We start from the raw sequence: 14,051 nt of genomic DNA, 5'->3' as shown, positions 1-14,051 counted from the left end.
GCGCGCGCTTTCACCCCGCCGGTTTGAACGGGTTCAAAAGTCCCGTAGAGTGGCGTTCGTGAAGCTCGCCGTGCACGCACCCGGCCGCCTCGTCGTCCGCACCACTCCGGTCGCCGACCCCGGCGACCTGCTCTCACGGCTCCCCCACCCCACCGCGCTGGCGTGGGTCCGGCACGGTGACGGGCTGGTCGGCTGGGGCGAGACCGCCCGGCTGGAGCTGCCCGGCGGGCACGACCGGTTCGCCGCCGCCGACGCCTGGCTGCGGGAGATGTTCGACCCGGCCGAGGTGGACGACCCGCTGCGGCTGCCCGGCACCGGTCCCGTCGCGTTCGGCAGTTTCGGTTTCGACCCGAAGTCGGCCGACTCGGTGCTGATCGTCCCGCGGTACGTCCTCGGCCGCCGCGACGGCCGCGCCTGGGTCACCACGATCGGCGACCCGGCCGAGGACGGCCCCTTCCCGCCCCTCGCGGGGCTGCCGCCCGTCGCCGCCGCGCCCGCCGCGCCGGGACGGCTCACCTGGAGCGACGGGGCCCGCAGCGCCCCGTCCTGGGAGCAGGCGGTCGCGACCGCCACGTCCCGGATCCGTTCGGGGCACCTCGGCAAGGTCGTCCTCGCCAGGGACCTGATCGCGCACGCGGCCCGTCCGATCGACGCGCGGGCCCTGCTGGAGCGGCTCGCGGGCCGCTACCCCACCTGCTACACCTTCGCCGTCGCGGGCCTGGTCGGCGCGACGCCGGAGCTGCTGATCCGCCGCAGCGGCGACCGCGTGGACTCGCTGGTGCTGGCCGGGACGACCGCGCGCGGCACCGCGCCCGCCGACGACGACGCCCGCGCCCGCACGCTGTTCCGGTCCGGGAAGGACCGCGAGGAGCACTCCTACGCCGTCGACATGGTCCGCGACGCGCTCGCGCCGCTGTGCACCGACCTGGACGTCCCGGACGAACCCGAGCTGCTGCGGCTGCCGAACGTCACGCACCTGGCGTCGCCGGTGCACGGGCGCCTGGCCGCGCACCGGACCGTCCTGGACGTGCTGGCGGCGCTGCACCCGACGCCGGCGGTCGCGGGCACCCCGACCGACCGGGCGCTGGAGCTGATCCGGGAGCTGGAGGGCATGGACCGCGGCCGGTACGCGGGCCCGGTCGGCTGGGTCGACGCGCGCGGCGACGGCGAGTGGGGCATCGCGCTGCGCTGCGCCGAGCTCGACGGGACGCGCGCGCGGCTGTTCGCGGGCTGCGGGATCGTCGCCGACTCCGATCCGGCGGCGGAGCTGGCGGAGGCGCAGAACAAGTTCCGCGCGATGCAGTACGCCCTCGAAGGCTGACCCGCCGCGCCGTCCGCGGCTCGCCCGGTTCCCCGACTGATCAGCCGGTCCGACCGTGGCCGGACCCCCTCCCCGCCGCGTCCGCCTGCCGTGTCCGCCCGTCACCTTCGCCCGCTGCCCGCCGGGTCTGCCCGCCGTACCCGCCCGTCGCGTTCGCCGGTCTCGCCTTCGCCCGCTGCACGCTGCCCGCTGCGTTCGCTCGTCGCTCGCTACGTTCCGTGCGCTGCCCGCTGCCCGCTGTTCGGTGGCGCGTCGATCGGTGCGTGTGGCGTGTCGTGGGTCGCTGACCGCTTGCGCTCGTCCGGGGGGGCGCTGACGGGTCGGGACCGGTCCGGTCGGTGGGGAGGGGCGCGGCGCGTAGGGTGGGCGGATGGTCTGGAGTCTGCTGGGCGCTTTGGCGGCCGCGTGCTGTTTCGGCGTCGCCACGGTGCTGGAGGCGGTCGCGGCGCGGACGACCGCGCCCAGTGAGGGGGTGGATCCGCGGCTGCTGGTGCGGCTGGCGGCGAACGTGCCGTTCGTGACGGGCATCGCCCTGGACCTGGTGGGGTTCCTGCTGGAGCTGGCGGCGTTGCGGTCGCTGCCGCTGTTCGTGGTGCAGGCGATCATCGCGGCGGCGCTGGCGGTGACGGCGGTCGTGGCGGGTCCGGTGCTGAAGGTGCGGCTGCGGGCGCGGGAGTGGGCGGCGGTGCTGGCGGTGTGCGCCGGGCTGGCGCTGCTCGGGTCGTCGGCCGGGCGGGAGGGGCCCGCGCACATCGGGGCCGGGTTCCACTGGACGCTGCTGGGGGCGTCGGTGGCGCTGCTGGTGGTGGGTGCGGCGGCGGGACGGCTGCCGGGGACGGCGCGGTCGGTGGCGCTCGGGCTGGTCGCGGGCCTGGGGTTCGGGGTGGTCGCGCTCGCCGCGCGGGTCCTGACGAGCCTGAACCCGCTGGACCTGCTGACCGATCCGGCGTCGTACGCGCTGGCGGCGGCGGGCGCCGCGGCGCTGCTGTTCTACGCGACGGCGTTGCAGCGGGGGTCGGTGACGAGCACGACGGCGGCGATGGTGGTGGCCGAGACGGTCGTCCCGGCCGCGGTCGGGATCGTCCTGCTGGGTGATCACACCCGGCGGGGGCTGGCGCCGATGGCGGTGGTGGGGTTCGTGGTGGCGGTGGCGGCGACGCTGGCGCTGGCGCGGTTCGGGGAGCCCGCGCCGTCCGGGCACGGGCCGGTGCCCGAGCAGGGCCGGGACCGTTCCGAACCGGCGCGTCCGGCGAGCTGACCCCGCACGCGCCGGACGCCGTCCACCGGCGGTTCAGGCGGCGGTTCAGGCGGCGGGCTGGCAGGTGTCGCACCAGAACAGGTTGCGTCCGGCCATGACCTCGGTGCGGACCTCGGTGCCGCACAGCAGGCACGGCTGCCCGGCGCGGCGGTACACGTACACCTCGCCGCCGTGGTCGTCGACGCGGGGCGGGCGGCCCATCGCCTCGGGGGTGTGCTCGGGGCGGACGGTGTCGATGCGTCCGTCGCGGACGCCGGCCGCCATGAGGTGCCGCAGGTCGGCCCAGAGGGCGTCCCAGCGGTCGCGGGGCAGGTCGCGGCCGGGCAGGCGGGGGTGGACGCCCTGCCGGAACAGCACTTCGGCGCGGTAGATGTTGCCGGGTCCGGCGATGACGGCCTGGTCCATGAGGAGCTGCCCGACGGGGGCGCGGCTGGCGTGGATGCGGCGCCAGGCGCGGTCGGGGTCGGCGTCGGGGCGCAGCGGGTCGGGGCCGAGGCGGTCGCGGAGCCGGTCGACGGCGCCGGGGTCGAGGACCTCGCAGGCGTTGGGGCCGCGCAGGTCGGCGTAGCCGGCGCCGCCGGCGAGGCGGAGCCGGACGGCGCCGACGGGCGCGGGCGCGGGCCCGTCCCCGAAGGTGTACTTGCCGTAGATCCCGAGGTGGACGTGGACGGTGAGGTCGCCGTCGAACCGCAGGAGCAGGTGCTTGCCGTGGGCGTCGGCGGTGGCCAGGGCGCGGCCGTCGATGAGGCGGGCGCCGTCGGCGAAGCGGCCCTGAGGGCTGGCGGCGGTGACGGCGCGGCCGCCGAACACGCGCTGGTGTTCGGCGGCGAGGCGGTGGATGGTGTGTCCTTCAGGCATGTCACCGCCCAGGATAGGGGCCCCGGCGCCGCCCCGATGCGGGCCGGGGAGCCGCCCCGGAGCAGGCCCGGCGTCGTCCCGGGGGAAGGCCCGGACGTCGTCCCGGGGGCGGGGCCGGGGGGCGTCCCGGAGCGGGGCGGGAGGGTCAGTCGCGGAGGGGGTCGCCGACGTCGTTCATGTGGGCGAGGGCCTGCCGGTAGGAGTCGAACGCGCCGGTCTCGGTGTAGGGCAGCCCGACGCGCGCGCAGTGCTCGCGGACCAGCGGCTGGACGCGCCGCAGGTTCGGGCGGGCGACGCTGGGGAACAGGTGGTGCTCGATCTGGTAGTTGAGGCCGCCGAGCAGGTAGTCGGCGACGGGCCCGCCGCGGACGTTGCGGGAGGTGAGGACCTGCCGCCGCAGGTGGTCCCAGCGTTCGCCGGGGCCGGGCATCGCCATCCCCTTGTGGTTGTGCGCGAACGCCGACCCCAGGTGCAGCCCGAACAGGCCCTGGTGGACGGCCAGGAACACCAGCGCCTTGCCCGGCGTCAGCAGCGTGAACGCCAGCCCGAGGTAGGCGGCCAGGTGCGCGGCGAGCAGCAGCCCCTCGACGGCCTGGTCGCGGCGCGCCTTCCCCCGCAGGTACAGGGCGCTGTTCACCTGGAGGTTCAGCCCCTCCAGCAGCAGCAGCGGGAAGAACAGCCACGCCTGGTGGGCGATGATCCACGCGGCGGGGCCGCGGCGCCGCGCCGCCTGCTCGCGCGTCCACGCCAGGACGCCCTCGCCGACGTCGGGGTCCTTCCCGACGTGGTTGGGGTTGGCGTGGTGCCGGTTGTGCTTGTCGTTCCACCAGCCGTAGCCGAGGCCGAGACCGAGGTTGCCCAGCAGCAGCCCCAGCCACCGGTTCGCGCGGGGCGACGCGGCGATCTGCCGGTGCCCGGCGTCGTGCCCGAGGAACGCCCGCCGGGTGGAGGCCAGCGCGAGCGGCACCGCCAGCGCCACCGCCCACCAGGACGCCCCCCACCACGCGACGGCCGTCCAGAGCGCGGCGGTCGCGGCGAGGTTCAGGGCGATCGCCCGCAGGTAGTAGCCGCGGCGCCGCGCCAGCAGCCCCGCGTCCCGGACGCGGCGCGCCAGCGGCCCGAAGTCGCTGGCGACGCGGCCCTCCCGGCCCGCCTCCCGCTGCCCCGCCCGGTCCCGGACGGGGACCCGCCCGGCCCCCTGACCGAGCTCTGCGGGGCGTGCGCCCAGGGCCGGTTCGGTCATCGTCACAACGTTCTCCTCACCACGGCGATCCACTACCGGGAACGCTACGAATCCGCAGGTCGGACGGTCGCCCCCCGGAAGAGCCAACCCCGGTGTCCCCCGCTGGTCGCATCCGGCGCGCGTCCCTCACCCCGGGGACCGACCGCCGGCCCCGTGCCCTCCAGCCTGCTGGCCGCGGACCCGCCGCACAGGAGGGCTGCGTCCCGGACCGGGGGTGGTGCTGGACCCCGGCCGCGCCCTCGTGCCAGCCCCACCCCAAGAGCACCCCAAAGCGGCCCTATAGGGTGACAAGTCATGAGCGAACGCACGCGGTGGATCCCGTTGGAGGGGGCGGTCAACGCCCGTGACCTGGGCGGCCTGCCCACCGTGGACGGGCGCGTCATCCGCCGGGGACGGGTCCTGCGCGCCGACAACCTCCAGGGCCTGACCGTCACCGACGTCCGCGTCCTGCTCGACGACTACGACCTGAAGAACGTCATCGACCTGCGCAGCGACGCCGAGGTGCGGCTGGAGGGGCCGGGGCCGCTCGCGCGCGTCCCGTCGGTGCGGCTGCACCACCTGTCGCTGTTCGCCGAGGGCGGCCGGCACACCGACGCCGCCGCCGACCAGCCCCCGCCGCCCGCATCCGATCCGTCTGCCCCGTCCGCCCAGCCCGACCCGTCGGCCCAGCCCGACCCGTCGGCCCGGCCCGCCGCGTCGGCGCCGGGTGTCGACATCGACAAGGTGCTGCCGTGGCAGTCACGGCCCGGCGGCGGGCAGCACGAGGACCGCTCCATCGGCTTCTACCTCGGCTACCTGCGGGACCGCGCGGACTCGATCGTCGCGGCGCTGCGGGTGATGGCCCGCACCGACGGGTCGGCGCTGGTGCACTGCGCGGCGGGCAAGGACCGCACGGGCGTGGTGTGCGCGCTGGCGCTGGAGGTCGCCGGGACGACGCGGGAGGCGATCGTCGCCGACTACGCCGCCTCGGGCGAGCGGATCGAGGCGATCCTGGCGCGGCTGCGCGCCAGCGACACCTACGCCGCCGACATCGACTCCCGGCCGGCCGACAGCCACCACCCGCACGCGGTGATCATGGAGAAGTTCCTGGCGCGGGTGGACGAGGAGCTCGGCGGCACCGCCGCCTGGCTCGCCGGGCACGGCTGGACCGATGAGGACACCGAGGCCCTCCGCGCCCGCCTCCTCGACTGACCCGCGCCCCCAGCCCCCGCCCCCGCCTTCGCGCCCTTGCGCCCGTAAGCGTCAGGGGAACGAGGTCGCACCGGCCCCGGAAGCGTCCGGGGGAACAGGTCGCGCCGTCCCGGAAAGCGTCAGAGGAACAGGTCGCGGACGGCGACGTGCGCGGCCTTGCGCATCTCCGCGTGCAGCACCGCGTTGGCGTCCCGGTCCGTCCGGGCCTCGATGACGCGCAGGCCCTCGCCCGCGATCGCCTTCGGCAGGTCGGCCGCCGCGTCCAGGCGCCGGTACGGGACACCGTGCGCCCGGACCAGGCCCTCCAGGTCCACGTCCTGCGGCGTGCCGAACACCCGCTCGAACGGGCCGCGCAGCGCCGCCTGCGGCAGCAGCGAGAAGATCCCGCCGCCGCGGTTGTTCACGACCACGATCGCCAGGTCCGGGCGCCGCTCCTGCGGCCCCAGCACCAGCCCGTTCTGGTCGTGCAGGAACGCCAGGTCGCCGAGCAGCGCGTACGAGCGGCCCGAATGCGCCAGCGCCGCGCCCATCGCGGTCGACACCAGCCCGTCGATCCCCGACGCGCCCCGGCTCGCCATGATCCGGATCCCGCGCCGCGGGCGCATCACCTGGTCCAGGTCGCGGATGGGCATGGACGCCGCCGAGAACAGCAGCGACCCGCCCGGCAGCGCCGCGACCAGGTCCCGCGCCAGCCGCGGCTCGGTCACCTCCGGCACCGCGTCCAGCACGCGGTCCACCGCCGCCGCCGCGACCGTGTCCGCCGCGCGCCACGACTTCAGCCACGCGTCGTCGCCCGACACGACCGGGATCTCCACGTCCTGCGCCACCTGCGTCGCCGACCGCACCGGGTCCGGCCACCGCGACAGGTCCGGCGACAGGACGATGTGCTCCTCGGCCCGCCGCAGCAGCGCCAGCAGCGGACGCGACAGCCCCGGCTTCCCGAGCGTCACCACCACCTCCGGACGGTGCCGCTCCACGAACTCCGGCACGCCCAGCAGGAAATGGTGCGACGACAGCGCGTGGTCGCCGTAGCGGGCGTTGCCGTTCGGCTCCGCCAGCACCGGCCAGCCCGCCATCGACGCCGCCGCCACGTACCGCTTCACGTTCGTCGCGCCGTCCCCGACGACCAGCACGCCCCGCCGCGTCGGCGGCACGTGCAGCACCGACCCCGGCGTCGCCGCCCGCACCCGCGTCCACGCGCCCGTCGCGTCCCCGTCCAGCGGCTCGCACCACGAGTCGTCGCCGTCGGGGATCAGCGGCTCGCGGAACGCCACGTTCAGGTGCACCGGCCCCGGGATCGGCGCCTGCGCCAGCCCCCACGCCCGCGACACCAGCGACCGCCAGTACGCCACCATCCCCGGGCGGTTCTCCGGCACCCCCACCTCGGTCGACCACCGCGCGGCCGTCCCGTACAGCTTGATCTGGTCGACGGTCTGGTTCGCGCCGGTGTCCCGCAGCTCCGGCGGGCGGTCCGCCGTCAGCACCACCAGCGGCACCCCCGACTCGTGCGCCTCGATCACCGCCGGATGGAAGTTCGCCGCCGCCGTCCCCGACGTGCACACCAGCGCCACCGGACGGCCCGACCGCTTCGCCAGCCCGAGCCCGAGGAACGACGCCGACCGCTCGTCGATCCGCACGTGCAGCCGGACGCGGCCCTCGACCTCCGCCGCGTGCAGCGCCAGCGCCAGCGGAGCCGACCGCGACCCCGGCGCCAGGACCGCGTCGGTCATCCCGCACCGCAGCAGCTCATCGACCAGCACCGTCGCCAGCGCCGTCGCCGGATTCATCGGACGTCCCCTTCCCCCGCCGCACCGGACGCACCGAACCCACCGGCCGCGCCAACCGGGCCAACCGGGCCGGCCGCGCCGGACGGGCCGGCCGCGGCGCCCAACGAACCCAGGTATCCCGCCGAGCCGTCCCCCGACGCCGCGTCCAGCACCTTCGCCGCGTCACCGAGCCGCTCCCGCCAGCCCGCCGCCACCTCCGGCCCGGCCTCCAGCGCGGCCAGCGCCGCCTCGTCCACCACCGGACGCCGCACGACGATCTCCCCGTCCACCGGCGCCAGCGGATCACCCGTCACATCACCCGACAGCAACGACAGCGTCCCCAGCCCGCACGCGAACGGCAGCTCCGGCAGCGCCGCCGCCAGCGCCACCCCCGCGGCCAGCCCCACCGACGTCTCCACCGCCGACGACACCACCACCGGCAGCCCCGCCGCCTCCGCCACCCGCAGCGCCGCCCGCACCCCGCCGAGCGGCTGCACCTTCAGCACCGCCACATCGGCCGCGCCCGCAGCCCGCACCCGCAGCGGATCCTCCGCGCGCCGGATCGACTCGTCCGCCGCCACCGGCACGTCCACCCGCGACCGCACCGCCGCCAGCTCCTCCAGCGACCCGCACGGCTGCTCCACGTATTCCAGGTCGAACCGGTCCAGCGCCCGCACCATCCGCACCGCGTGCGCCACGTCCCAGCCGCCGTTCACATCCACCCGCAACCGGCCGTCCGGACCCAGCGCGTCCCGCACCGCCTCCACCCGCGCGAGATCGTCACCGTCGTCCTGGCCCCGCTCGGCGACCTTCACCTTCGCCGTCCGGCACCCCGACGCCCGCACCAGCTCGAACGCCCGCTCCGGACCCACCGCCGGAACCGTCACGTTCACCGGCACCCGGTCCCGCACCGGCGCCGGCCACCCCGCGAACGCCGCCTCCCGCGCCGCCGCCAGCCAGCGGGCCGACTCCTGCGGACCGTACTCGGCGAACGGGGAGAACTCCCCCCACCCCGCCGGACCCCGCAGCAGCACACCCTCCCGCCGCGTCACCCCGCGGAACCGCGTACGCATCGGGATGGAGAAGACCCGCACCCGCCGACCTCCCAACACAGAACAGAACAATTAGTAGTACCACGGGAAACGCGACCAATCGGGGTCACGCTTCTCCAGGAACGCGTCCCGCCCCTCCGCCGCCTCCTCCGTCCCGTACGCCAGCCGCGTCGCCTCCCCCGCGAACACCTGCTGACCCACCAGACCGTCGTCCACCGCGTTGAACGCGAACTTCAGCATCCGCTGCGCCGTCGGCGACTTCCCGTTCACCTTCGCCGCCCACTCCAGCGCCACCCGCTCCAGATCCGCGTGCGGCACCACCGCGTTCACCATCCCCATCCGGTGCGCGTCCTCCGCCGAGTACGTCTCCCCCAGAAAGAAGATCTCCCGCGCGAACTTCTGCCCCACCTGCCGCGCCAGGTACGCCGACCCGTACCCCCCGTCGAAACTCGCCACATCCGCGTCGGTCTGCTTGAACCGCGCGTGCTCCCGGCTCGCCAACGTCAGATCCGACACCACGTGCAGGCTGTGACCGCCCCCCGCTGCCCACCCCGGAACGACGCAGATCACCACCTTCCCCATGAACCGGATCAGCCGCTGCACCTCCAGGATGTGCAACCGCCCCGCCCGCGCCGGATCGATCGACTCCGCCGTCTCCCCCTCCGCGTACCGGTACCCGTCCCGCCCCCGGATCCGCTGATCACCACCCGAACAGAACGCCCACCCCCCGTCCCGCGGCGACGGCCCGTTCCCCGTCAGCAGCACACACCCCACATCCGACGACATCCGCGCGTGATCCAGCGCCCGGTACAGCTCGTCCACCGTGTGCGGACGGAACGCGTTCCGCACCTCCGGACGGTCGAACGCGATCCGCACCGTCCCCTGATCCACCGCCCGGTGATACGTGATGTCGGTGAAGTCGAACCCCTCCACCAGCTTCCACGCCGACGCGTCGAACAACTCCGAAACCATGTGCCCCTCTTCACCCAGAACCCGGTACGGCCGGACGGCCACCCCCATTCAACCGCCCCACCGATGTGAACGCGTTCAACAGGGTCGCCTAAACTGACCGCGCCATGGAAGACCGCCGCCTGCACGCCCTCGTCCTCCCCCCCGGACCCCGCCTCCTCCAGGCCCTCCACGCCGCCCTCGACGGCACCGGACCCGCCATCTGCCCCCTCTCCCCCGACACACCCCCGCCCGCCCTCGCCGCCACCCTCGACACCCTCCGCCCCCACGCCGTCGAGACCACCACCGGCACCACCCCACGCCCCGGCGGCATCCCCGTCCACCCCGACACCGCCGTCCTCATCGCCACCTCCGGCTCCACCGGCACCCCCAAGATCGTCGAACTCACCGCCGCCACCCTGCGCGCCTCCGCCACCGCCACCCACCACCGCATCGGCGCCGACCCCACCGACCGCTGGCTCTGCTGCCTCCCCACCAGCCACATCGCCGGCATCCAGGTCCTCGTCCGCGCCCTCCTCGCCGGCACCACCCCCCACATCCACCCCCGCTTCGACCCCGCCCGCATCACCGCCGCCGACGCCGCGCTCATCTCCCTCGTCCCCACCCAGCTCCGCCGCCTCCTCGACGCCGGAACCGACCTCACCCGCTACCGCGCCATCCTCCTCGGCGGCGCCCCCGCACACCCCGACCTCCTCGACCGCGCCCGCACCGCCGGCGCCACCGTCCACACCACCTACGGCATGAGCGAGACCTGCGGCGGCTGCGCCTACGACGGTCTCCCCCTCGACGGCGTCACCCTCGACCTCGACCCCGACGGGCGCGTCCGCATCGCCGGACCCGTCCTGTTCACCGGCTACCGCCTCGCCCCCGACCTCACCGCCGCCACCCGCGACGGCCGCTGGTACCTCACCCAGGACCTCGGCACCCTCCACGACGGACGCCTCCGCATCCGCGGCCGCATCGACGACGTCATCAACACCGGCGGCGAGAAGGTCGTCGCCGGCGACGTCGCCGAACGCCTCGCCCGCCACCCCCGCGTCGCCGACGTCGTCGTCGTCGGACGACCCGACCCCGAATGGGGCGAACGCGTCACCGCCGTCATCGTCCCCGACGGCCCCGCCCCCACCCTCGACGACCTCCGCGCCTGGACCCGCGAGACCCGCCCCGCCCACGCCGCCCCCCGTGAGCTCGACCTCCGCGCCGCCCTCCCCCTCCTCCCCTCCGGAAAACCCGACCGCGCCGCCCTCCGCCACCGCGCCCCCTGACCTCCGCGACCCCCCTGACCTCCGCGGCCACCCGGCCGACCCGCCGGACCCCGAAGATCACCCCGCCGCCGCGCCGCGCTTGCGAGCACCGACACCGGGTAGGCACCCCCCGACGCCGCCCGATGATCATCCCGGTGCGCGAGGAGGGGACCCGCATGACCCAGCACCACCCCGGCGAGCACGACGCCCCGGACGACACCCCGGCGAGCCCGCCCGCCGACGCCGCCGCGCCACCCGCCGAAGCCCCCGCCGAAGCCCCCGCCGAAGCCCCCGCCGAAGCCGCGGCCCGCGGGAACGCCACGGCCACCGGGGACGACGCGGCCCCCGGGTCCGGCGAAGGCGAGGACCACGAGAGCACCCTCACCGTCGTCCTCGCCCTGGCCGCCAACCTCGGCATCGCCATCGCCAAGACCGTCGCCGCCGTCGCCACCGGCTCCGCCTCCATGGCCGCCGAGGCCGCGCACTCCTTCGCCGACACCTTCAACGAGATCCTCCTCATGATCGGCCTGCGCCGGTCCGGCCGCCCCGCCGACCGCCGCCACCCCCTCGGCTACGGCAAGGAGCGCTACATCTGGACCCTCCTCGTCGCCGTCGCGATCTTCGGCATGGGCGCCCTGTTCGCCTTCTACCAGGGCGTCCAGACCTTCCTCGGCCACCCCACCGAGGCCGACCCCCTCGCCGGCTACCTCGTCCTCGGCGTCTCCTTCGTCCTCGAGGCGATCTCCTGGCGGCAGGCCCTCTCCCAGACCCGCGCCGCCGCCCACGGCGAGGGCCTCCGCCTGCTCGCCCACATCCGCCGCACCGACGACCCGACCTCCCTCAGCGTCCTGCTGGAGGACTCCGCCGCCCTCGTCGGCCTGATCATCGCGTTCGCCGGCCTCGGCATGCACCAGCTCACCGGCAGCTCCGCCTGGGACGGCGCCGGATCGGTCCTCATCGGCGTCCTGCTCACCGCCGTCGCCCTCGTCCTCGGCCGGATCAACCTCAACCTGCTCGTCGGCAACCAGGCCGACCCGCGCATCGTCGCCGACGTCCGCGCCCGCCTGGCCGCCGCGCCCGAGATCGACTGGGTCGTCGACATCGTCACCCTCACCTTCGGCGCCGACCAGATCCTCGTCTGCGCCCGCCTGGACTTCCGGGACGCCCTGACCGCCGCCGACGTCGAGCGCGCCTGCGTCCGGCTGTCCCGCGAGCTGCACGAGGCCCACGACGAGATCGACGAGGTGTTCCTGGAACCCGTCCCGCGCGACGACCCCGACCTGCGCGAACGCGTCATCGCCCGGTACGGTCGCACCCTGCCGCAGACACCGTCCAGGGACGCTCCTCCGCTGTCGGAGATGTGACGTAGTGAACGTAGTTGGGAAAAACTTTCCCGACCGTCGCCTTTACGCAGTAAGGTACGGTATGGGCCTTTGACCTGCGCGGATCGGGCGTCCTGGCCCCGAGGCACCGGCGGCCTGTGGCACGCTGGAAGACCGGACGCCGGGAACAACCGGGCCCTCTCATGACGTTCCGAATAATGCGCGCGTCACCAGAGGGCGAGCATCAGAGAGCAAGCCTCCGCGCCGCCACCACACGGAAGGGAGGGGGGTGTCCCCATGCCGCGAACCGCCGCCGAGAGCCCGCTCACGGAGTCGCCGAGCCCCGCCCTCGAGGACCTCCTCGAGCGCGGCCGGGCCCAAGGGCGCCTCTCGCTGGACGAGGTGCGCCGGGCGTTCGAGGCCGCCGGGATCAGCCCCGGCCAGGGCCGCTCGATCCTGCGGGAGCTCTCCGAGGCCGGGATCAGCCTGGCCAGCGAGGACGACACCGCCGCCAAGAAGACCGCGCGGAGCACCCGCACGGCCAAGAAGCCGACCACCGCCGGCAGGGCGACCAAGAGCGACAAGGCCGACGACAAGGCCGGCAGCGCCCGGGCGGCGCGCGCGGACGAGGACGGCGAGCCCGCCGGTGACGAGGCCCCCGACACCCCGGCCTCCGCCGACAAGCCCGCCGGGAAGACCGCCGGTAAGGCGCCCGCCCGCAAGCGCGCCACCACCAAGACCGCCGGCGCCAAGAGCACCACCCGGAGCACCGCCAAGGGCGCCGTGAAGGCCGCCCCCGAGCCCGACTCCCCCGCCGACGAGGACGAGCCCGACGACGGCACCTTCGAGCTCACCGAGGTCGAGGCCGCCGACGCCGAGGTCACGGCCGCCGACCTGGACGACCAGTCCACCACCATGGGCGACTCGGTCCACACCTACCTCAAGGCGATCGGCCGCCGGCAGCTGCTCACCGCCGAGCAGGAGGTCGACCTCGCCAAGCGCATCGAGGCCGGGCTCTACGCCGAGCACCTGCTGGAGAGCAGCGACACGCTGTCCGACCGGTACCGGATCGAGCTGGAGTGGGTCGCCGCCGACGGCCGCCGCGCCAAGGCGCACATGCTGGAGGCGAACCTGCGGCTGGTCGTGTCGGTCGCCAAGAAGTATTCCGACCGCGGCCTGTCCCTGCTGGACGTCGTCCAGGAGGGCAACCTCGGCCTCATCCGCGCCGTGGAGAAGTTCGACTACTCCAAGGGCTACAAGTTCTCCACCTACGCCATGTGGTGGATCCGCCAGGCCATCCAGCGCGGCTTCGCCGACTCGGCCCGCACGATCCGGCTGCCCGTCCACGTCCTGGAGATGCTGAGCAAGCTCAGTCGCGTCGAGCGCGACATGCACCAGCGCCTCGGCCGCGAACCCACCCCCGAGGAGCTGGCGCTCGAGCTCGACAAGAGCCCCGAGCAGGTCCGCGAGCTGCTGCGCACCAGCCGCCAGCCGATCAGCCTCGACTCCACCATCGGCGAGGACGGCGAGACCCGCATCGGCGACCTCATCGAGGACACCGACAGCCCCGAGGCGTCCGAACTGGTCGACCGGCAGCTCATGGCCGACCAGCTGCGCCGCACCCTGGACATCCTGAACCCGCGCGAAGCCAAGATCATGGCGATGCGGTTCGGGCTGTACGACGGGACGCCCCGCACCCTCGACGAGATCGGCAAGGCCCTCGGCCTGACCCGCGAGCGGATCCGGCAGCTGGAGAAGGAGTCGCTGTCCAAGCTGCGGCACCCCAGCAACGCCCAGCCGCTCCTGGATTTCGCCGTCTGACCCCGG

At 75.1% G+C, this 14,051-nt stretch carries 11 protein-coding genes; 6 read left to right on the top strand and 5 right to left on the bottom strand.

The features are described 5' to 3' along the window. Positions 1 to 58: 58 nt before the first annotated feature. Both ACFPCY_RS08350 and ACFPCY_RS08345 read left to right on the top strand, forming a co-directional pair. Positions 59 to 1,321: an isochorismate synthase gene (locus ACFPCY_RS08350; protein ID WP_378253063.1), complete on the top strand. Its 1,263-nt coding sequence runs from the start codon at positions 59 to 61 to the stop codon at positions 1,319 to 1,321. 370 nt (positions 1,322 to 1,691) lie between these two features. Further along, on the top strand, positions 1,692 to 2,579 hold the full coding sequence (locus ACFPCY_RS08345; protein WP_378253062.1) for a hypothetical protein: 888 nt from the start codon (positions 1,692 to 1,694) through the stop codon (positions 2,577 to 2,579). A gap of 45 nt (positions 2,580 to 2,624) precedes the next feature. On the opposite strand, the gene ACFPCY_RS08340 is transcribed toward ACFPCY_RS08345, so the two are convergent. Both ACFPCY_RS08340 and ACFPCY_RS08335 read right to left on the bottom strand, forming a co-directional pair. Beyond that, positions 2,625 to 3,437 carry an Fpg/Nei family DNA glycosylase gene (locus ACFPCY_RS08340; protein ID WP_378253061.1) on the bottom strand — a complete coding sequence of 271 codons (813 nt, stop codon included), beginning with the start codon at positions 3,435 to 3,437 and terminating at the stop codon, positions 2,625 to 2,627. 145 nt (positions 3,438 to 3,582) lie between these two features. Further along, positions 3,583 to 4,680: an acyl-CoA desaturase gene (locus tag ACFPCY_RS08335; RefSeq protein ID WP_378253060.1), complete on the bottom strand. Its 1,098-nt coding sequence runs from the start codon at positions 4,678 to 4,680 to the stop codon at positions 3,583 to 3,585. Positions 4,681 to 4,974: 294 nt separating this feature from the next. Between ACFPCY_RS08335 and ACFPCY_RS08330 the strand changes: the two genes are divergently transcribed. Further along, positions 4,975 to 5,871, top strand: a complete 897-nt coding sequence (locus tag ACFPCY_RS08330; protein ID WP_378253059.1) for a tyrosine-protein phosphatase — start codon at positions 4,975 to 4,977, stop codon at positions 5,869 to 5,871. Positions 5,872 to 5,990: 119 nt separating this feature from the next. Here the strand turns inward: ACFPCY_RS08330 and menD are convergent, their stop codons facing one another. From menD to ACFPCY_RS08315, 3 genes are read right to left on the bottom strand one after another with little or no spacing between them, the layout of a single operon-like run. Continuing rightward, positions 5,991 to 7,658: a 2-succinyl-5-enolpyruvyl-6-hydroxy-3-cyclohexene-1-carboxylic-acid synthase gene (menD, locus tag ACFPCY_RS08325; RefSeq protein WP_378253058.1), complete on the bottom strand. Its 1,668-nt coding sequence runs from the start codon at positions 7,656 to 7,658 to the stop codon at positions 5,991 to 5,993. Beyond that, a complete protein-coding gene (locus ACFPCY_RS08320) occupies positions 7,655 to 8,731 on the bottom strand; it encodes an o-succinylbenzoate synthase (RefSeq protein ID WP_378253057.1) in 1,077 nt (358 codons plus the stop codon). Before ACFPCY_RS08320 ends, menD begins: the two co-directional genes overlap by 4 nt. 30 nt (positions 8,732 to 8,761) lie before the next feature. Beyond that, positions 8,762 to 9,661 (bottom strand): 1,4-dihydroxy-2-naphthoyl-CoA synthase, encoded by a 900-nt coding sequence (locus tag ACFPCY_RS08315; protein WP_378253056.1) that lies wholly within the window; start codon positions 9,659 to 9,661, stop codon positions 8,762 to 8,764. A gap of 104 nt (positions 9,662 to 9,765) precedes the next feature. On the opposite strand from ACFPCY_RS08315, the gene ACFPCY_RS08310 reads away from it, so the two are divergent. The 3 genes from ACFPCY_RS08310 (at position 9,766) to ACFPCY_RS08300 (ending at position 14,045) form a co-directional block, all read left to right on the top strand. After that, positions 9,766 to 10,923: an AMP-binding protein gene (locus tag ACFPCY_RS08310; protein ID WP_378253055.1), complete on the top strand. Its 1,158-nt coding sequence runs from the start codon at positions 9,766 to 9,768 to the stop codon at positions 10,921 to 10,923. A gap of 155 nt (positions 10,924 to 11,078) precedes the next feature. Further along, positions 11,079 to 12,266: a cation diffusion facilitator family transporter gene (locus ACFPCY_RS08305; protein WP_378253054.1), complete on the top strand. Its 1,188-nt coding sequence runs from the start codon at positions 11,079 to 11,081 to the stop codon at positions 12,264 to 12,266. Positions 12,267 to 12,521: 255 nt separating this feature from the next. Then, complete coding sequence (locus tag ACFPCY_RS08300; protein WP_378253053.1) at positions 12,522 to 14,045, top strand: RNA polymerase sigma factor; 1,524 nt, start codon at positions 12,522 to 12,524, stop codon at positions 14,043 to 14,045. The last annotated feature ends 6 nt before the right edge of the window (positions 14,046 to 14,051 follow it).

It is taken from the genome of Actinomadura gamaensis (genome assembly GCF_042652125.1).
Classification (GTDB): Bacteria; Actinomycetota; Actinomycetes; order Streptosporangiales; family Streptosporangiaceae; genus Spirillospora; species Spirillospora gamaensis.
This window is presented reverse-complemented; position numbering and strand designations above follow the sequence as displayed.

What these genes read in the sequence shown, in the direction of transcription:
- ACFPCY_RS08315 (WP_378253056.1), bottom strand. Translation starts at nt 9,661, where the DNA reads ATGGTTTCGGAGTTGTTCGACGCGTCGGCGTGGAAGCTGGTGGAGGGG.
- ACFPCY_RS08335 (WP_378253060.1), bottom strand. Translation starts at nt 4,680, where the DNA reads ATGACCGAACCGGCCCTGGGCGCACGCCCCGCAGAGCTCGGTCAGGGG.
- ACFPCY_RS08340 (WP_378253061.1), bottom strand. Translation starts at nt 3,437, where the DNA reads ATGCCTGAAGGACACACCATCCACCGCCTCGCCGCCGAACACCAGCGC.
- ACFPCY_RS08300 (WP_378253053.1), top strand. Translation starts at nt 12,522, where the DNA reads ATGCCGCGAACCGCCGCCGAGAGCCCGCTCACGGAGTCGCCGAGCCCC.
- ACFPCY_RS08310 (WP_378253055.1), top strand. Translation starts at nt 9,766, where the DNA reads ATGGAAGACCGCCGCCTGCACGCCCTCGTCCTCCCCCCCGGACCCCGC.
- ACFPCY_RS08305 (WP_378253054.1), top strand. Translation starts at nt 11,079, where the DNA reads ATGACCCAGCACCACCCCGGCGAGCACGACGCCCCGGACGACACCCCG.
- menD (WP_378253058.1), bottom strand. Translation starts at nt 7,658, where the DNA reads ATGAATCCGGCGACGGCGCTGGCGACGGTGCTGGTCGATGAGCTGCTG.
- ACFPCY_RS08330 (WP_378253059.1), top strand. Translation starts at nt 4,975, where the DNA reads ATGAGCGAACGCACGCGGTGGATCCCGTTGGAGGGGGCGGTCAACGCC.
- ACFPCY_RS08345 (WP_378253062.1), top strand. Translation starts at nt 1,692, where the DNA reads ATGGTCTGGAGTCTGCTGGGCGCTTTGGCGGCCGCGTGCTGTTTCGGC.